This window comes from Labilibaculum euxinicum (assembly GCF_009795715.1).
GTDB lineage: Bacteria > Bacteroidota > Bacteroidia > Bacteroidales > Marinifilaceae > Labilibaculum > Labilibaculum euxinus.
This window is the reverse complement of sequence record NZ_WTCR01000007.1, coordinates 213,941-234,317: the sequence shown is the minus strand read 5'-3', so window position 1 is coordinate 234,317 and position 20,377 is coordinate 213,941. Positions and strand designations below refer to the sequence as shown.

Genomic DNA, 20,377 nt, shown 5'->3' with positions numbered 1-20,377 from the left:
AAAAAATAAAATGAAATTATTCACGAAATATATCTGGTTTATACTTTTAGCGGGTTGTTCCATGGGGGGACAAAAGCCAGAAAATGAGTCTTATAGATTTTCATATTTATATGAAAATTTACCTTTTAACATGCCTTTCGTTTATGCACCGCAGTTTCCCGATCGGGAAATAAACATTACCTCCTTTGGAGGTATTGGTAACGGGCAATTCAAAAATACAGTGGCATTTAAAACGGCCATTGATGATTTGGCTGAGAAAGGTGGAGGAACTTTGCTGGTACCTCAAGGAATATGGCTGACAGGACCAATTGAACTGAAGAGCAATATTAATCTTCATCTTGAAAAAGGAGCTTTGATTCAGTTTAGCCGGGACTTTAACGATTATCCATTGGTGGAAACCAGTTTTGAGGGACTCGATACACGACGTTGTCAATCGCCTGTATCAGGAAAGAATCTTAAAAATATTGCGATAACAGGACAAGGATGCATTGACGGATCCGGAGATGCTTGGCGACCAGTAAAAAAGCAAAAGGTTACAGAGAGTCAGTGGAAAAAAATAACAGCAAAAGGTGGTGCTTATAAAAGATGTGATTATTGGTTTCCCAATGAAAAATCGCTTAAAGGTGATGCTGTAAGCAGTATGAATGTTCCTAGGAATTTAAAGACAGAGGAAGAATGGCAATCCATTAAAGATTTTCTGCGTCCGGTTATGATTAGTTTGATTGAATGTGAAAATGTGCTTTTGCAAGGAGTCAGTTTTTCTAATTCTCCCAGCTGGAATATTCATCCATTAATGTGTCGAAATATAATTGTTGATAATGTAACAGTGAGAAACCCATCTTATGCTCAAAATGGTGATGGTCTTGATTTGGAGTCCTGCGAAAATGCCATTATTGTAAACAGTAAATTTGATGTAGGGGATGATGGTATCTGCATTAAATCGGGAAAAGATGAAGATGGACGCAAACGTGGAATTCCGACCGAAAATGTGATTGTTGATAATTGCTTTGTGTATAAAGGCCACGGAGGTTTTGTTGTTGGTAGTGAAATGTCTGGCGGGGTTAAAAACATTAAAGTAAGTAACTGCTCGTTTTTAGGTACTGATGTTGGATTGCGTTTTAAAAGCAGAAGAGGAAGAGGCGGTGTTGTTGAGAACATATATGTTTCAAACATTAGCATGCAAAATATTGTTACTGACGCGCTTTCTTTCAATTTATATTATGGCGGAAATTCACCCTCCGCAGAACTCATAGGAGACAAAAAGTCTGATGTGGAAGCAACAAATATCCCTAGTGTAAATGAAGAAACGCCAAGTTTCCGTAATCTTTATTTTAATGATATTGTTTCTGTAAATTCACGACGGGCTATGTTTTTTAATGGTCTGCCGGAAATGAAAATCAGCGGTATTCAAATTGAGAATGTTTATATGTCGGCTCAATTGGGTGGTAAATTTTGTGAATCGGAAAATATTAGCCTGAAAAATGTTTCTATTTCGCCACTTACGGGACCGGCTGTAATCGTTGAAAATGTTTCAAACATAGAGTTTGATAATGTTTCATATCCTGATAGTTTGAAAACAGGATTGGAAATCTGGAACACAGACATTCATCAGATTAAGGATAAAACAAGCAGTTTTTCCGAAGATAAAATTGAATTGAAGAACTGATATTAATAGAATAGAAAATCAATTAATAATTAGAAAAACAGATAGACAGATGAGTTGGAAACAAATAAGTTTAATAGGAATATTCCTGATGATATCTATTTCAAGTATGGGGCAGGATTTTGAGCCTGATCTCTCTTCCTGCAATTGGATTGCTGATGTAGGAGCTAGAACGCAACCTGTTTCAAGAGGAGTAATCTACAATCCTTCCGATTTTGGTGCCGTTGGAGATGGTGTTACCTTGTGTACCAAATCGATACAGGAATCTATAGATAAATGTGCCGAACTTGGTGGAGGTGTAGTTCGCTTTCAAACAGGTATTTACCTTACAGGATCGGTGTTTTTAAAATCTAACGTAATTCTCGACATCCCGAAAGGGGTACAAATAGAAGGAAGTCAGGATATTAATGATTATAAAGAAATTCCAACAAGAGTAGCTGGTATTGAAATGGATTGGCCTGCAGGATTAATTAATATTATTGATCAGCATAATGTGGCCATTACTGGTGATGGTGTTGTTCATGGCAAAGGAAAAGTATTTTGGGACAAATATCACAGCATGCGCAAAGAGTATGACCCGAAAGGTTTGCGTTGGGTTGTTGATTACGATTGCAAAAGACCAAGAGGTATCATTATCGAGAATTCAAAAGATGTAATGTTGAAAGATTTTGTGTTGTATCAGGCTGGTTTCTGGTCTGTTCATATTTTGTATTCGGAATACGTAACCGTTCAAGGCATGACGATCAATAATAACATTGAAGGAAAAGGACCTAGTACCGATGGCGTCGATATTGATTCATCAAGCAGAATTCTGGTGCAAAATTGTTACGTAAATTGTAATGATGATAATTTTTGCTTAAAAGCTGGCCGGGATTCTGATGGTTTAAAAGTGAATCGTCCGTGTGAATATATTGTGATTCGTGATTGTATTGCCGGCCGTGGCGATGGTTTGTTTACTTGTGGTAGTGAAACTTCAGGAAGTGTCAGAAATGTGCTGATATACAACATGAAAGGATTAGGGACTAAATATGGTTTGCGATTTAAAAGTACTTCGCAAAGAGGGGGTACAATCGAAAATATTTACATGTATAACATCCAAATGGATGGGGTAAGGGATCCGTTTGTTGTGAACTTAAATTGGAATCCATCCTATAGCAATTCAAAATTGCCTGAAGGTTATAATTATGGAGAGTTACCGATTCATTGGAAAAAATTATTGGGGGTAGTACCACCTGAAAAGGGCATGCCTAAATTCAAAAATATGTTTTTCGAAAATGTTCATGCCATTAATGCTCAAACGTGCATCAAGGTAACCGGTATAGAGGAAAGTACCATTGATAATTTTCAGTTTAAGAATGTAAGCTTCGAAGGAGATAATGCTGGGAATATATCTTATGCAAAAAACTGGAAGTTTACTGATTTTAAAGTGCGTGGAGCAAAAGAAAATAAGTTAAAGCTTAGCAATAATAAAGATGTAAGGATTAAAGACTAAGTTGCTGTGTTCAATGGATTTAGCTTTTATTATATCTAAGTAAAGGAAAAGAGACTATCTTAAATTGATGGTCTCTTTTTCGTTTTCAACTATTTAGTTACGGTTCCCCGCAGTTCAGACGGATTTTGTCCTACTTTTTTCTTAAATATCCGGCTAAAATAATGAATAGACTGAAAGCCAAGTTCGTAACTGATTTCTTTCATCGATTTATTAGTTGTTAGAATCAGTTCTTTTGATCTCATGATTTTTAAATCCAAATGATATTGGTGGGGAGAGATCCCTGTATATTTTTTAAACATCTTTCGGAAATAGGAGTAGCCAATGCAATTATCTTCTGCAAGTTTTTGAAGATCTACCTCTTGTTCAATATGTTCCCGCATGTAAAAACGAGCTTCCAGAATCAGCTTTTCAATAGGTTTTCCAGAGAAGTTTTTTTGCTTTTCCCAGGAGACTATACATCCAAGTAATTTAATCACCAGTCCGGCAGCAATGTGCTGGTTTCCTGGATCTTCGTTTCGAACCAACTCGAAAATTTTGTAGTAAGTATCAATAAAATCTTCGCGCACACCGCAATGGATAACCGATTGTCCTTGCAGAATTTGATTTTCCTGTAAAAAGTGGTTCGCAAACATGCCGTCAAAACCAATGTAATGTTCAAGCCAACCTTCATTTTTGGTAGGTCTGTAGCGATGCCATTCCCCTTTTCGGATAATTAGTAATGAACCGGGCTTAACCGCAAATTTTCCCCGGGCGTTTTCGAGTATCCCTGTTCCTTTCGTAATGTAGTTAATCTGATATTCATTTAGAGTGCGTCCTTTGGCCCATGAAAAGTGATATCCACTGGGATGTTCTGCAGATGGATAGGTGATTCCTGAGGGGACTTTTGATTTTCCGGCCACATTTAAATAGAGCCCCCAATCCTTGTCTTCTTCACTTGCAGATATGTATTTGAAAAAATCTTCCATTATTGGTCCAAAAAGTGCAAATGAAACGCCAGTTTGTGTATTGAAATTATGTAGGTGTCAATATACATTTGTGTCTCATATTATCAGAATATAACAAAAACAAAAATACCAATTAAATCAAACTAAATCCGAAAATATGCACGCGTTATTAGGAATTATTTATCATTCATTAGGTGGAGTCGCATCAGGTAGTTTTTACATGCCTTTTAACAAAGTAAAAGGCTGGGCATGGGAGAGCTTTTGGATTGTTGGCGGTTTATTCTCATGGTTAATAGTACCACCAATAGCAGCATATTTAACGATCCCAGGCTTTTTTGATATTATTTTAGCCAGTTCATCCCAGATTTTTGCTCTTACATTTACATTAGGCCTTTGTTGGGGCATTGGCGGCCTTACTTATGGTTTAGGTGTTCGTTATTTAGGCATGTCATTAGGGAATTCGGTAGTTCTTGGGTTTTGTTCAGCTTTTGGTGCAATCGTTCCTTCCATATATTACAATATTAATCCAACAGCGGGGAAGGTTTCTTTTACCGATATGTTGGCCTCTTCAGGGGGACAATTAGTGTTAGTTGGAGTAGTAGTTTGTCTTGTTGGTATTGCCTTGTGTGGTTATGCAGGAATGTTGAAAGAAGGTGAGTTAAGCGAGGAGGATCAAAAAAAGAGCGTTGCAGAGTTTAGTTTGGTGAAAGGTTTAGTGATCGCTATTTTATCTGGTATCCTTAGTTCATTCTTTAATTTTGGTATTGAAGCAGGTAAAACCATGGCCGAATCGGCAGCCTTATTACCCGATTATTTATTTGAAGGTTCAAGTCACTTGTTTCAAAACAATGTATCATTTGTGGTAATTCTTTGGGGGGGACTAACAACCAATTTAATATGGACTACTATTTTAAGTTTTAAAAATAAGTCCTATAAAGATTTTGGAAATAAATCGACACCTATCCGGAATAACATCTTGTTTTCTGCACTGGCCGGAACCACATGGTTTCTCCAGTTTTTCTTTTACGGAATGGGCGAGAGTAAACTTGGGAATGGTGCAAGTTCCTGGATTCTTCATATGTCCACCATCATTCTAACCGCTAATATGTGGGGAATCTACCGAAATGAATGGAAAGGAGTAGCTCCTAAAACAAAATGGACGATAACTATTGGTATAGCCGTTATTATTGTTTCCGTGGTGATTGTTGGTTTGGGGAATGCAATGTAAATGGCATTTTTTTTAAGTTTTAGAGAATATTAATTCAGATGATTCACCTGTTTCTGTTGAATTAGAAGAAGTATTTTATTTAGAATATATACGTGTTATGGCAAATAAAGAAATGATTAAAAAGGCCTATGAGTTGGCCAAGGAGCAGTATGCTGCTTTAGGTGTTGATACTGAAGCTGTATTGAATAAAATCAATGAAATTAAAATCAGTCTTCACTGCTGGCAAACTGATGATGTGTCGGGTACTGAGAATCCTGACGGTCAACTTTCCGGAGGTATTCAGGCTACAGGTAATTATCCTGGAAAAGCACGTAATGTAACTGAAATTATGGCTGATCTGGAAAAGGTAATGTCATTGCTGCCAGGTAAGCAACGCGTAAACGTACATGCTTTATACGGTGACTTCTCTGATGGAGCTGCTGATCGTGATGCTATTGAAGTAAAGCATTTCCAAGGATGGATAGACTGGTGTAAAAAGCAAGGTATTGGTATGGACTTTAATGGTTCATTCTTCTCTCACCCTAAGGCTGATAGTGGATTTACTTTATCTTCTAAAGATGAAGAGGTACGTAAATTTTGGGTAGAACACCTTAAGCGTACACGCGAAATTGCTGCTGAAATTGGTAAACAGCTGGAAAGCCCTTGTGTATTGAATACCTGGATTCCTGATGGATCTAAAGATACCCCGGTCGATCGTAACGGAATGCGTTCACAGTTGACTAAATCTCTTGATGAAGGTTTCGCTGCAGAATTTCCAAAAGAATACATGAAGGATGCTGTTGAGAGTAAAGTATTTGGTATAGGTGCTGAGTCTATGACTGTAGGTTCACACGATTATTACCTGGGATATGCTATCAAGAACAACAAAATGATTTGTTTGGATAATGGTCACTTCCATCCAACAGAGGTTGTAGGCGATAAGATTTCTTCGTGCCTTCAGTTTGTAGACGAAGTATTACTTCACGTAACACGTCCTGTTCGCTGGGATTCTGATCACGTGGTAACACTTAACGAAGAAGTACAGTTGATCGCTTCTGAAATAGTACGTAACGACTTTATCGGTCGCGTAAATGTAGGTCTTGACTTTTTTGACGCTTCTATCAATCGTATTGGTGCTTATGTAGTAGGTACACGTGCAGCACAAAAAGCGTTTATGATTGCTATGTTGGAGCCTACTTCTACATTAGTGAAATATGAAGAAAACGGGCAGAATTTTGAACGTTTAGCACTTCTTGAGGAGTTGAAAACAAAGCCATTTGGTGCTGTTTGGGATTACTACTGTTTACAAGAAGGTGTACCTGTTAGCGAGGATTATATCGCAGAAATACAAGCTTACGAAAAAGAAGTTTTATCTAAAAGATAAGTAGAAGGAGCTGGATGATGAAACACATTTGTTTCATCATCTGGTTCGCTTTTTTATTGAATCAAAATTACAATAGATGGATACTAAAGTAATCGCAGTTTTTGATATTGGCAAAACCAATAAAAAAATACTTCTATTCGATCGGGTGTTTAATTTGGTTTATCAATACGAAGAGAAATTTTCGACGACAGTTGACGATGATGGTTTTGAATGCGATGATATTCAATTGATTCAAAATTGGATGGTGAATACTTTGAGTGTTCTTGTTGAGGAAGGAAAGTTCGATATTCAGGCCATTAATTTCTCAACCTATGGTGCATCTCTTGCCTTTTTAAACAAAGAAGGTAAATTAGTAACGCCAATTTACAACTACCTAAAGCAAGTAAATCCTGAAATTCAGGAATCCTTATTTCAAGAATACCGCGGAATGGATGAGTTTTGCCGTCAAACGGCCAGCCCGGCTTTGGGATTGCTTTTAAATTCTGGAATTCAGGTGCTTTGGTTAAAAAAAGAAAAACAAGATCTTTGGGAAAAGGTGGAGAATATACTTCATTTTCCGCAATATCTTTCTTTGGTTTTAACCGGGCAGATAACATCTGAACCAACCTCTATTGGCTGTCACACTTTTCTATGGGATTTCGATAAAATGCAATATCATCCATGGCTAAAAAAGGAAGGCTTAAAATTGCCAAAACCTGTTAATAACGATCAGGTTTATCCTGCTCTGATTAAAGGAAAAGAAATTAAAACAGGAGTTGGTATTCACGATAGCTCCGCATCCTTGGTTCCTTATCTTCACAATTCAAAAGAAGATTTTATTTTGGTTTCCACCGGAACGTGGTGCATTAGCATGAATCCATTTAACGAAGAGCCTTTAACAAGCGAACAATTGAAGAACGATTGTTTGTGTTTTCTGACTCCTGAAAAGCAACAGGTGAAGTCATCCCGGTTATTTATGGGGCATTTTCATGAAGCATGCATTGCCAGGCTCAATCATCATTTTAATGCAAGTGATAAGTATTTTCAAAATATCGATTATTGCGAAGATGCAGTAAATTCCATCAATCTGAAATTCGGCAAAGCTTTATTATTTTTCCCCGAAGGAATTGAAAAATTCAGTGAAGGACTCGAAAAAGTGGATTTATCTGTTTTCGCAGATTATGATGAAGCATACACTCGCTTGGTAATGGAATTAACCCGTTTGTGTGTTCGTTCTGTAGAACTTGTTATTCCGAAAAGGGATACAACAAAAACGATTTACGTATCAGGAGGTTTTTCGCGAAATAAAATATTTGTAAGTCTTCTTACCAATTACTTTACGGATAAAAAAGTTCGTACTTCTGAAATTGATAATGCAAGTGCGCTTGGAGCGGCCCTGGTAATTGCCGGAAATTTAGAGGGTTTTACGACCAATAAAATTGAATTAGAGTCAAAATAAAACATAACAATCTCAAAATAAACAAAAATGAATACTTGCAGACGAATTTACTTGCCACCTTTAAGTTTGGTAGGTCCAAATGCTTTACTGGAATTAAAAGATGAACTGGCCGCCAGAGGTTTTACAAAAGCTTTATTTGTAACAGATGAGGTTTTGGTGAAGATTGGTGTGGCAGAAAAAGTGGAAGATGTACTAAAAGGAGCTGGCCTGGATTATGTGACTTATAGTAGTGTAAAGCAAAATCCAAATACCGAAAACGTAAAGGAAGGTTTAGCTATTTTAACAGAAAATAAATGTGATTGTATCATAACCTTGGGCGGTGGTTCTCCTCAGGATTGTGGTAAAGCTGTTGGTGTTTTAGCAACCAATGGTGGTTCTATTGAAGATTATGAAGGAATTCATGTTTCAAAAAAGAAATCTTTACCAATAATCGCAATCAATACAACTGCTGGTACTGCAAGTGAAATTACGATCAACTATGTGATCACCGACGAAAAGCGTAAAGTAAAAATGGTGATGGTTGATAAAAACTGTTTGGTGGATATTGCAGTTAACGATAGTATGTTAATGTTGAATAAACCTGCCTCTTTAACAGCCGCAACAGGAATGGATGCCTTAACTCACGCCATTGAAGCTTACGTAACTGCGGGTGCTTTTGAATGGTCGGATACGCTTGCACTAAAGTCGATAGAGCTAATCGGCAGTAGTTTAAGAGATGCAGTAAAAGATGGACAGAATATTGAAGCCAGAACAAAAATGGCTTGGGGACAATTCATTGCCGGACAAGCATTCTCAAATTGCGGTTTGGGATATGTACACTCAATGGCTCACCAGTTGGGTGGAATGTACGATTTGCCTCATGGTGTTTGTAATGCAATTCTTTTGCCTTATGTAGAAGAATTTAATGCTGAGGTGTGTGGCGAAAAATTGGGTAAGGTAGCAGAAGCCTTGGGTGCAGATACAACAGGTATGTCGGTAGATGAAAAGAAGAAAGCGGCTATTGATGCTATTAAAAAATTGTCGAAAGATGTTGGTATTCCTGCAGGATTAAAAGAATTGAATGTTGATCCGAAGGACTTTAAAGCGATGGCGAAAAATGCGATGGCCGATGTTTGTACTGGAGGTAACCCAAGAGAAGTTTCCTTGGAAGAGACCATTAAGATTTACGAAGCAGCATACTAAAAAGAAATTATTTAAATCGTGTGTCTCGATACTTGTGTCTTGATACTAACTTATAGAATGATGAAAAATTTTAATCCGAATTTATTACATCCAAAAACTCAGTTAACACAAGTTATTGGTAAAATTTACAGAGATGGAATGACCACCACATCAGGAGGGAATATTTCTATCATGGATGAAAATGGCGACATATGGGTAACCCCATCGGCTATTGATAAAGGCAAATTGACCGAAGATGATATTATTTGTGTGAAAAAAGACGGAACGATTGTTGGCAAGCACAAACCTTCGTCGGAATATCCTTTTCACAAGGCAATATATGATGCTCGTCCTGAAATAAAAGCAGTAATTCACGCGCATCCGCCGGCATTGGTTTCTTTCAGTATTGTTCGAGAAATACCAAATACAAATATTATTCCTCAGGCTAAAAAAGTATGCGGAAAAATAGGTTATGCAGAATATGAATTGCCAGGCAGTGAGGCTTTGGGAGCAGTAATCGCGAAACAATTTATTGGCAGCGATTACATGGCCGTAATTATGGAAAATCACGGTACTGTTTTGGGTGGTACAGATATGCTGGATGCTTATACTCGTTTTGAAACATTGGAGTTTTGCTGTCAAACCATCATTAACGCCAAAGGAATTGGGAATCCAACTTACTTAACCGATGAGCAAATTAAAGCCTACGAAGCTCAAATGCCCGAAGTTAAAGACTGCAATACCAATGTGGTAAATACAACCATCGAAAAAGCACTTCGATCGGAGATTGTTGAATTTGTTCACCGTGCTTGTCGTCAAAATTTAATGATCAGCTCTTTTGGAACAATCTCGATGCGTGCCGAAGGAAACGATTTTTTGATTACTCCAACAGGAATAGCCCGATGGGATCTTAAAACTGAGGACATTGTTCAGATTAAAGATGGTAAACCGGAGGAAGGCAAAACACCAAGCCGTTCAACCAAGTTGCATCAGATGATTTATGAGCAAAATCCAAATGTGAATACAATCATTATTACTCAGTCTCCCTATTTAATGGCTTACGGTACAACAGGCGTTAAATTTGATGTAAGAACGATACCAGAAAGCTGGATTTTCCTACAGGATGTACCTTGCCTGCCAATTGAAACTCAATTTCAAGGGAATACTACAATTCCCGAAATGATTTGCGATACAGTTCCTGCTGTTTTGGTTGCAAACAACTCATTTTTGGTAACTGGTGGCTCTATGATGCAGGCATTTGACAGACTTGAGGTAGCTGAGTTTAGTGCTAAATCTCTAGTGATCGGTGCTCCTCTTGGAAAAATGGTTCCTATTAATGATGAGCAGGTTGAAGATTTGAGAAAGAAATTTTTAAGTTAATTTGAATCAGTATTATAAAGCAAAAAAGATGAACTCAACGGTTCATCTTTTTTATTTTATTAAAATGAATTAAGATTTTTCAACTCTCGTGTTGCTTTGATGAATATTCTTTTGGTGATACACCATAATAAGCTTTAAAAGATTTTGAAAAATGTGATAAATTAGAATACCCGATCGCATAACCTATTTCTCCGATGTTAATTTTACTTGTTGTAAGCAGATAGGCTGCCTGTTTCATCCGAATGTTTTTGATGAAATCACGGGCCGACTGATTGGTCAGCTCTTTTAATTTTCGATGCATATGTACTCTGCTGATTCCAACACCATCGGCCAGCATTTCAACATTTAGCTCACTGTTAGAGATGTTATCTTTAATAATTGCCATTACTTTTTGCATCAATATTTCGTCGTGCGATTTTATTTCTATATTTTCTATTTCATGTTCTTTCTTAGTCTGTAATTTGCTGTATATCTTTTTCCGGTTTTCTAAAATATTAGAAATCATTTTAAGGATAAATTCACTTTTGAAAGGTTTTACCAAATACATGTCGGCACCCGTTTCAATGCCCTCTGTTTCATTTTCTTCCTTAGAAAGTGCCGTAAGTAAAATAACAGGAATATGGTTGGTTAGAATATTTGTTTTTATTTTTTTGCACAAAGTGATACCATCCATTTCCGGCATCATAATATCACTAATAATCAGATCTGGTTTTTCGTCCAATAAAATTTCATGAGCTTTTTTACCATTTTCACACGCCACTACTTTATAATAGGCAGATAATTCATTGTACAGATAGTTTCTGATGTCAACTTCATCATCAACAATCATAATCTTGTAATTGGTTTTGCGTTTTACGCTTTTATCAACAGGAGTTTGGATGTTCTCTTTTGATACCTGCGAAATATATTTATGTGACGGAGCCTGAAAAGCTGTTTTTTCTGTGATAAGATCTTTTGGGGAAAGATGCTCATTTCCAAGAGGAAGTGTAATGATGAATCGGCTTCCGGTTTGGTCATTACGGTTTTCGGCCAAAAGTTTGCCTTTGTGTAAGCTAACCAATGAACGGGAAAGATGCAAACCAATGCCTGTACCTGTTGATTGTTTCGTATCCGGCGAATAAACTTGGTAAAAGCGATCAAAAATTCGCTCAATTTCACTTTCCTTAATTCCAACACCTGTATCGCTGACAGTTATTTTTACCTGTTCATGTTGATGATTTCCTTTTCCAATGGTTTCTTTTGTGATACTTAATTCTATTTCACCTCCTGAAAGTGTAAATTTAAAAGCATTTGATAATAGGTTGAAAATAACCTTTTCAAAATTCAGAGGATCTATCCATACCTCAATATCCGGATCGCTGGTAGTTATACTGAAAGATATGTTCTTATCGTTGGCTAACAGTTCGAAAGATTGAGCTATCTCCTTAATAAAGCTGTAGATGTTTGTTTGTTGAAATTTAATAAGGATCTGTCCTTTGTCAATTCGCCTCACATCCATCATTTGGCTAACCAAACGGTATATTCTATTGGCATTTTGCTGCATAATAAAGAACAGCCTCGAGTTTTTCTCACCAAAATCTTGTTTGATTAATTTTTCTAAGGGATCTAATATTAACGATAAAGGGGTTTTAATTTCGTGTGATATATTGATGAAAAACTGCATTTTCATTTCATTCACCTTTTCGGCGTGCAGGCGTTTCACCTTCTCCATGTATAACAGAAATATTCCATAAATAAAAGTGCCGGTTAATAGTATCCATAAAATTTTTGCCCAAAGCATTTTATACCAGGGGGGGTAGATAATAATGGTAAGTTTTCTTGGTGTTGAGAGGTTCTCTTTATCAACGGCACGCACCCAAAAGGTATAGATTCCATGATTTAAATTGGTGTAGGTAGCCCTTTTATTGGTCGAGTTTGTTACGTTCCAGCTTAAATCAAAACCTTCCATTATATATTCGTAAGAAACGGCTGTTTGATTCGCAAAATCGGCTGAAGTAAATTCAATTGAAAATACATTATCCTGTTCGCGAAGCCTGATTGTATCTGCAAGAACTATTGATTTATCCAAAATTACATGCTTACCCGATTTATCACCAATTTTCACTGGTTTGTCGAAACTTAAAAATTCTGTAAGAATAACATCTCTCACTTCTCTGACGATAGTTGCATAATCTTTGCAGATTTGTGTAATTCCATTTATACCACCAAAAAAAAGTTCTTGTTTATCTGATTTAAAGGCTGCATTTCTTGAGAATTCATTTGCCTGAATACCATCGTAGGAATAATAGTTGGTAAAAGACTCATCTTTTGGATTGAATCTGGACAATCCGTTATGTGTTCCAATCCATAGTTGGTTGTATTCATCTTCAACTATTGAACAGACCACATTGTTGCATAAACCATCGTTGGTATCATAGAAGCTGGAGCTATCACCGTTTATTTTCACCAATCCTTCGTAGGTACCAACCCATATGTTATTTTCACTATCGGAAATAATACAGTCGACGGTGTTATTTTTTAGCAGTCCGTTTTCTTTCGAATACTGAGTTAGTGATTTTGTTTTTAGGTTAACATGAAAGAGTCCAACATAGGTTCCGATCCATAAATTTTGAGCTTTATCAATGTAAACGCAAAGAATCCATTTAGGAATTTTTTCATTCAGCGATTTGGGAATGTCTAGTCCGTCGTAGTACAATTCTTTTTGAGTGTCAAACCTACATATTCCATCGTCTAAGGTTCCTATGATCAGTTGGTTTTGCTTGTTTTTTGTGATTGACGTGATTTTATTATAAGTTTTACCTGAGGTGTTGTTCTTTTTAGTAGTAAAGGTCTTAAAACTTTGGTTTTTCTTATCATATCTGATAAGACCATTAATATATCTGCCTAACCACAGATAGTCGTTTGTATCATTATACAGAGTAAGAATATTCTCTCCAACAAAAATCCCACTTTCATTTTTTAAAGGGATGTGTTTAACTTTTTTAGTTGATCGGTTCAAATAATACAGGCCGTCTCCATCTGTTGCAATCCAAAGTTCTTTGCCATTTCCGTCAATTGCCGTTATACAGCTTGATCCGATACTATTTTGATCAAAGGCTTTGTATCCATAAGTCTTAAATGTTTCTTGCGATTCGGGTAGTAAGTAAATGCCTTTTTGAAAAATACCCAACCAAATATTACCCGTTTTATCTTCGATAATAGAATGAATTTTACTCTTTAAAAAATCGAAAGAGGCATTCACAGTGGTATAGTTTTCCAACAGATTTGATTCTTTGTTCAATAGCTTTAAGCCAAAACCATCTGTTCCTACCCACAGCCGATTTTTTGAATCAAAAAGAATATCTTTTACCGGAAGATTATCTTCATTTTGGTTTGCACAGTTGATTGGTTTTACAACTCCGGTTTGTTTATCTAACTGAGCTAATCCACCGTTTAAAAACCCTATATATATAATGTCCTGATCTCCTTCACAGATACATGAAATTTCTTTATTCAAGAAGAATGTTTGATTGTTTTTGGATAAGGTGAAATTCTTAATTTCCTTCGTGTCCGGATCAAAAGAATTTAAACTCTGGTTGGAAGCGATCCATAATGTTCCTTCTTTGTCTTCAAAAATATCTATCAGACTATGTTTGCCCAATTGTTCATTTAGCTTTTCACAATAATCTGGTTTTAGGGTGTTTTTATCGATTCGAATCAATCCATGCCCTGTTGTTGCCAACCAAATGTCACCATTTGATGATGTTATCATACAGGATATAAACAGATGATCTTTTTGATGAGACAGAGCTAATTCTATTTCATGGAAAGATTCTGTTTCATGATTGTATATTTGCAATCCATTTATTTGAGCAACCCATAAATTTCCCTTTTTATCTTCAGATAATGCGGTTACAAAATTGTTTTTTAATGTATTGCTAAGATTTATATTGTTTGCGTAGGACTTAAATTTGATTCCATCAAATCGATTTAATCCATCTTCGGTAGCGACCCATAAAAAATTTAAATGATCTTGGTAAACCTGATTAATTAAACTATTGGATAATCCTTCGTTATAGTCGAATAATTTTTTTTTTTGAGAAAAAGCGGATATTGAGAATAAGAGAATAAGAAGTGTGATATATTGTTTTGAGCGCATAGTTTTGTCAGTTTTCATTAATGGTGTCTAAAAATATTAAAAAATACTAAATAGTGTGAAAATTACAAGCCTTAATTTAAGCTTAACAGCACAATGTAACCAATAGGAAAGATAATGTAACAAATATGTAATTCGCAGTAACTAACAGAAAATAGTTGGTAACAAGAGTGTTTTAGTTCAAGAAGAGACTATACGTATCTTGTAGTCCAAAGAAATTAACACTTGAATACTGAATGCCAAATTCTATGGTTGAGGTGAAAAAGTGAATTTGATAAAAATAAAGAATCTGATTTGTTAACCCTAATATGTTTTTAGCAATTGCGAAAATATATTTTAATAAAGCCAAAACCGATACATATGCTTACTAAATATTTCTTGATCATATTTTTGTATTTTATTACTGTAACACAATGGGCTTCAGGTCAAAATAAATTGGATGGTTCAGAATTGTGGTTTACACATATGGAAACGATTGAAAGCGCGTCGTTTGCCTGCCCATCTTTTATTTGGATACCACAATCATCTCCAACTTTTACCATCATTCACAATGAACTCAAAAGTGGTCTTAATAAATTGTATAATAGGGAGGTGAAGGATGTAAGCCGATTGAATTCAAATGGTTTATGCGTTGGCACATCCAGCCAAAAAGATTTATCATCTTACTTTAAGAAAGAAGAGTTGAGTGTATTAGGGAATGACGGTTATATCATAAGAACAGTAGGCAATAATGTAACCATTATTATTGCAAATACCGATTTAGGAGCATTATATGGTACCTATCATTATTTAAGATACTTACAAACTGAGAATACACATAAAGCAAATTTTGACATTGTAGAAGTACCATCATACCAACGAAGAATTCTGAATCATTGGGATAATTTAGACGGCACGGTTGAAAGAGGATACGCTGGTCATTCAATTTGGCAATGGGAAGATCTTCCAGAAAAGATCAGTCCAAGATATGTGGAATATGCTAAGGCAAATGCATCAATAGGTATTAATGGAACTGTATTAAATAACGTTAATGCCAAACCCGATATTCTAAAACTGGAATATCTGGAAAAAGTAAAAGTGTTAGCAAATACTTTTCGCCCATACGGAATCAAAGTTTATTTGTCGATTAATTTTTCCTCACCAAGTGCATTAGGTGGATTAGAGAATTCTGATCCTTTAAAAGAAGAAGTACAGAATTGGTGGAAGGAGAAGGCCAATGAGATCTATTCATTAATTCCTGATTTTGGCGGTTTTTTAGTGAAAGCTAATTCTGAAGGACTGCCCGGACCTCAGGATTTTGGAAGAACACATGCTGACGGTGCCAATATGCTTGCCGACGCTTTAAAACCACATGGAGGCATTGTGATGTGGAGAGCCTTTGTTTACAATTCCAACGGAAACGATCGCGCTAAACAAGCTTATGATGAATTTAAACCTCTGGATGGGAAATTTCGCAAAAATGTAATACTTCAAGTGAAAAACGGCCCTGTTGACTTTCAGCCCAGAGAGCCATTCAGTCCTTTGTTTGGTGCATTGCACCAAACTACCCTGATGCCAGAATTACAGATAACACAAGAATATTTGGGTTTTTCGGACCACTTGGTTTATTTAGGAACACTGTTTAAGGAGTTTTTAAACTCAGACACCTACACAAATGGAAGAAACTCTACAGTATCCAGGATTACCGACGGATCTGTTTACGATGACTCGATAACAGCTATTGCCGGGGTTGCTAATATAGGTTTAGACAGTAATTGGTGCGGACATCATTTTGCTCAGGCCAATTGGTATGCTTTTGGTCGTTTGGCCTGGAATCATCAATTATCTGCCAGGAAAATTGCAACGGAGTGGTTAATGCAAACCTTTTCACACGATCCGGATTTTCTGAATCAAATGTCAGGTGTAATGATGGAATCCAGAGAAGCCGTTGTAAATTATATGACACCACTGGGATTACATCATTTAATGGGGTGGGGCCATCATTATGGTCCAGAACCCTGGTGCGAGATTTCCGGAGCAAGACCAGACTGGTTGCCAACTTATTACCATAAGGCAGATAGCATTGGTATTGGATTTAACCGATCATCAAGCGGAAGTAATGCAGTCAGTCAGTATGCAGAACCTTTGTTTTCAGTTTATAACGATCCTGCACTTTGCCCGGAAGAACTTTTGCTGTGGTTTCATCATTTGCCATGGAATTATGAATTGATTAATGGCAGGGATTTATGGACAGAATTGTGTTACAGATACAGCATGGGTGTTGAACAGGTAAAATATTTTCAATGCACCTGGAATTCTCTTCAATCAAAAGTGGATAAAAATAGATTTAATGATGTGCAAAATAAATTGGCAATACAATTAAAGGAAGCTATATGGTGGAGGGATGCGTGTTTGCTTTATTTTCAAACTTTTTCCCACAGACCAATTCCTTCTCAACTGGATCAACCAAAATATAAATTGGAAGATCTTAAGAAACTTAAATTTTTAAAGACTCACCATAATTAATGATTAACAATAACTAAATGGATGATAAATGTTTTTTTTTAAGTACCTGGAGAAGGACTTTAGAAATTTAAGTTTTATTGAACTTCAGCTGAGATTGTGAGTGAAAACAGCCAATTAATGCAGCCCGAGGTAATGTGTTTCAGTTTAATGATAAAAACAAATAAAATCAATATGATAAGATTTATTGTGTTAGAGTTGATTGTCTTGTTCAGTATAATCTCTTGTAAAAATGGTACAGGTAAGGAATTAAGTGAGAATAAATTTGTGTCTTTTTCAGTAAATGAGAACAATTTCCCGATAGTAAAATCTCAAAAAGGCACTCCCATATATATTGATGATAAAGACTATTCAGGTGTAATTAAAGTCGCTGAATTATTTCAAAAAGACATCGAAAAAGTAACAGGAGTAACTAGTCCTTTGCATATTGGAAAAAATCCTCAGGGTACTGTTATCATTATAGGAACAATTGGAAAAAGTCAATTGATAGACGGATTAATTAAGTCTGGTAAGTTAATTGTAGATGATGTAAAGGGGAAATGGGATAATAGTTTAATTGAAGTAGTTGAGAATCCTTTACCAAACGTTGATAGAGCTTTAGTGATTGCCGGGAGCGATAAAAGAGGCACAATTTACGGCATGTTCGATATTAGCCGTAAAATGGGAGTTTCTCCTTGGTATTTTTGGGCTGATGTTCCTGTAAAAAAGCACTCCGAGGTATTTATTAAAGCAGGCAGATATAATTTGGGTGAGCCAAAAGTTAAATATCGCGGTATTTTTTTAAACGATGAGGAACCTGCTTTAGGACGATGGGCGGTTGAGAATTACGGCGGATTCAATCATCAAATGTATGAGCATGTTTTCGAATTGATTTTACGCTTAAAAGGCAACTTCTTGTGGCCTGCTATGTGGTGGGCAAGTTTTAATAGCGACGATCCGCTAAATGCTCAGCTGGCAGATGAATTTGGAATTGTAATGAGCACATCACATCATGAACCATTGATGAGAGCTCATGCAGAATGGAAACCATACGGTGGAAAAGCATGGAATTATAAGAGCAACAAAAGCCAATTGGATGCTTTCTGGAAAGAGGGAATTGAACGAATGGGTAATAAGGAAAGTGTTGTTACTCTTGCTATGAGAGGAGATGGCGATGAAGCCATGGAAGAAGGAACCAACATCGAACTACTGGAAGATATTGTTGCCAATCAACGAAAAATTATAGAAGAGGTGACTCAGAAGCCAGCTAATGAAACACCGCAGGTTTGGGCTTTATACAAAGAAGTTCAGGAATATTACGACAAAGGTATGAAAGTACCTGATGATGTTACACTATTGTTTTGTGATGACAACTGGGGAAATGTTAGGGTATTGCCGGAACCAGAAGCTGCTGAACGTTCGGGAGGTTACGGTATGTATTATCATTTTGATTATGTGGGAGGTCCGCGTAATTACAAGTGGCTCAATACGAATTCATTACCGCGGGTTTGGGAGCAATTAAGATTAACATATGAACACGGGGTTGATCGTATTTGGATTGTGAATGTTGGCGACTTGAAACCAATGGAGTTACCTATTTCATTTTTCTTCGACTATGCATGGAATCCTGAGTCGGTTACTGTAAATGAATTATCAGAATATACAACAAATTGGGCATCAGAACAATTCTCTGGAAAATATGCAAAAGAAATCGCTGAACTGCTGGATTTATATACAAAATATAACAGGCGTCGCACACCTGAATTATTGGACAATCATACCTATAGTTTGATTCATTACCGGGAATTTGAAAAAGTAGTTGAGGATTACAATCGTTTAGCACAAAGAGCTAAAAGTCTTTATGATATCATAGATGAGGATCAAAAAGATGCCTTTTATCAATTGGTTTATTTTCCAGTAACTATTTGTGCTAATCTGAATGAAATGTATTTGTATGTGGCTAAAAATAAGCAGTATGCTAAAGAAAATAGAGCTGCAACTAACTTGATGGCTGATAAAGTAGTTGAACTTTTTAAACGTGATTCATTGCTTACTCTTGAGTTTCATACTGAATTAGCTGATGGTAAGTGGAATCATATGATGGCACAGCAGCATATTGGTTATACCTATTGGAACCATCCGGACTCTAATACGATGCCTCAGGTAACCTATTTGAAAGTGCCGGAAGTAGGACAGCTTTGTATAAAGATTGAAGGGAAAGATAAAATTTGGACAGAGCATGATTCTACAGCGAATCTTTCAAATTTCGATAATATCAATCAGCAGAAATTTTATTTTGAGCTTTTCAACACTGGGAAAAGAGCAATAGATTATAAAGTTGAAGCTCCTGAGTGGTTGAAAATCAGTGGAATTGGAAATAATCTAAAAGAGGAGGATCGGCATTTTGTTTCTGTTAACTGGGATCAACTTCCTGTCGGCAATTCAGCAGGAACAATTTCTGTATCTGGTAATGGTCAGGTGATTGAACTAGGTGTTATTGCAGATAAAATTGATCTGAATAAAAAGAAGTTACAAGGATTTATTGAGAACAACGGAGTGGTAAGCATTGAAGCTGCAGACTTTAATTCAAGCAGTACCAGTCAGGGATTTGCTTGGGAAGTGATAAATGGTTTGGGAAACACAAAAGGAGGTGTAACATCATTGCCGGTAAATAAAGGTTATCAGGAGTTTAGTAAGGACAATTCACATTTGGAATATACATTCACATTGCTTAATAAACCTAAAAATGATTCCATTACTCTTTTTATGTGTTTGGCACCAACACAGGATTTTAAGAATAAAGACGGATTAAAATATGCGGTATCTGTAGATGATGAAGAACCTCAGATTATTAACCTGCATGAAGGTTGTACAGGTAAGGATTGGAATTACGCAGAATGGTGGTGTACAGCGGTATCCGATAATAAATTAGTAAGAAAGTCAAAACACAAACTGAATAATACAGAAACCCATACTGTGAAATATTGGTTGATTGATCCGGGAATTGTGCTTCAAAAATTGATGATTGATAATGGTGGACTCAAACCATCTTATTTGGGACCTCCGGAGTGTAAAATGTACAATTGAATATT

11 protein-coding genes are annotated in these 20,377 nt (G+C 36.3%); 9 read left to right on the top strand and 2 right to left on the bottom strand.

The genetic code is table 11. The annotated features are described in order from the left end of the window. Nucleotides 1-10: 10 nt before the first annotated feature. Both GQR60_RS11345 and GQR60_RS11340 read left to right on the top strand, forming a co-directional pair. On the top strand, nucleotides 11-1,666 hold the full coding sequence (locus tag GQR60_RS11345; RefSeq protein ID WP_225441396.1) for a glycoside hydrolase family 28 protein: 1,656 nt from the start codon (nucleotides 11-13) through the stop codon (nucleotides 1,664-1,666). 49 nt (nucleotides 1,667-1,715) lie between these two features. After that, the gene (locus tag GQR60_RS11340) at nucleotides 1,716-3,155 is read left to right on the top strand and encodes a glycoside hydrolase family 28 protein (RefSeq protein ID WP_124993028.1); all 1,440 of its coding nucleotides are present in this window, start codon (nucleotides 1,716-1,718) and stop codon (nucleotides 3,153-3,155) included. A gap of 89 nt (nucleotides 3,156-3,244) precedes the next feature. On the opposite strand, the gene GQR60_RS11335 is transcribed toward GQR60_RS11340, so the two are convergent. After that, nucleotides 3,245-4,120 carry an AraC family transcriptional regulator gene (locus tag GQR60_RS11335; RefSeq protein WP_124993027.1) on the bottom strand — a complete coding sequence of 292 codons (876 nt, stop codon included), beginning with the start codon at nucleotides 4,118-4,120 and terminating at the stop codon, nucleotides 3,245-3,247. A 136-nt stretch (nucleotides 4,121-4,256) separates the two neighbouring features. Between GQR60_RS11335 and rhaT the strand changes: the two genes are divergently transcribed. From rhaT to GQR60_RS11310, 5 genes are all read left to right on the top strand, one after another. Continuing rightward, the gene (gene rhaT, locus GQR60_RS11330; RefSeq protein ID WP_124993026.1) at nucleotides 4,257-5,327 is read left to right on the top strand and encodes an L-rhamnose/proton symporter RhaT; all 1,071 of its coding nucleotides are present in this window, start codon (nucleotides 4,257-4,259) and stop codon (nucleotides 5,325-5,327) included. Nucleotides 5,328-5,424: 97 nt separating this feature from the next. Continuing rightward, a complete protein-coding gene (locus GQR60_RS11325; RefSeq protein ID WP_124993025.1) occupies nucleotides 5,425-6,690 on the top strand; it encodes an L-rhamnose isomerase in 1,266 nt (421 codons plus the stop codon). 76 nt (nucleotides 6,691-6,766) lie between these two features. After that, nucleotides 6,767-8,128, top strand: a complete 1,362-nt coding sequence (locus GQR60_RS11320) for an FGGY-family carbohydrate kinase (protein WP_124993024.1) — start codon at nucleotides 6,767-6,769, stop codon at nucleotides 8,126-8,128. Nucleotides 8,129-8,155: 27 nt separating this feature from the next. Beyond that, the gene (locus GQR60_RS11315; RefSeq protein ID WP_124993023.1) at nucleotides 8,156-9,310 is read left to right on the top strand and encodes an iron-containing alcohol dehydrogenase; all 1,155 of its coding nucleotides are present in this window, start codon (nucleotides 8,156-8,158) and stop codon (nucleotides 9,308-9,310) included. A 60-nt stretch (nucleotides 9,311-9,370) separates the two neighbouring features. Further along, complete coding sequence (locus tag GQR60_RS11310; RefSeq protein ID WP_124993022.1) at nucleotides 9,371-10,669, top strand: class II aldolase/adducin family protein; 1,299 nt, start codon at nucleotides 9,371-9,373, stop codon at nucleotides 10,667-10,669. Nucleotides 10,670-10,748: 79 nt separating this feature from the next. On the opposite strand, the gene GQR60_RS11305 is transcribed toward GQR60_RS11310, so the two are convergent. After that, nucleotides 10,749-14,807, bottom strand: coding sequence for a two-component regulator propeller domain-containing protein (locus GQR60_RS11305; RefSeq protein ID WP_160463464.1), 4,059 nt, complete (start codon nucleotides 14,805-14,807; stop codon nucleotides 10,749-10,751). Between the two features lie 357 nt (nucleotides 14,808-15,164). On the opposite strand from GQR60_RS11305, the gene GQR60_RS11300 reads away from it, so the two are divergent. Then, on the top strand, nucleotides 15,165-17,309 hold the full coding sequence (locus tag GQR60_RS11300; protein WP_191991615.1) for an alpha-glucuronidase family glycosyl hydrolase: 2,145 nt from the start codon (nucleotides 15,165-15,167) through the stop codon (nucleotides 17,307-17,309). A gap of 171 nt (nucleotides 17,310-17,480) precedes the next feature. After that, a complete protein-coding gene (locus tag GQR60_RS11295) occupies nucleotides 17,481-20,372 on the top strand; it encodes a glycosyl hydrolase 115 family protein (protein ID WP_124993020.1) in 2,892 nt (963 codons plus the stop codon). The last annotated feature ends 5 nt before the right edge of the window (nucleotides 20,373-20,377 follow it).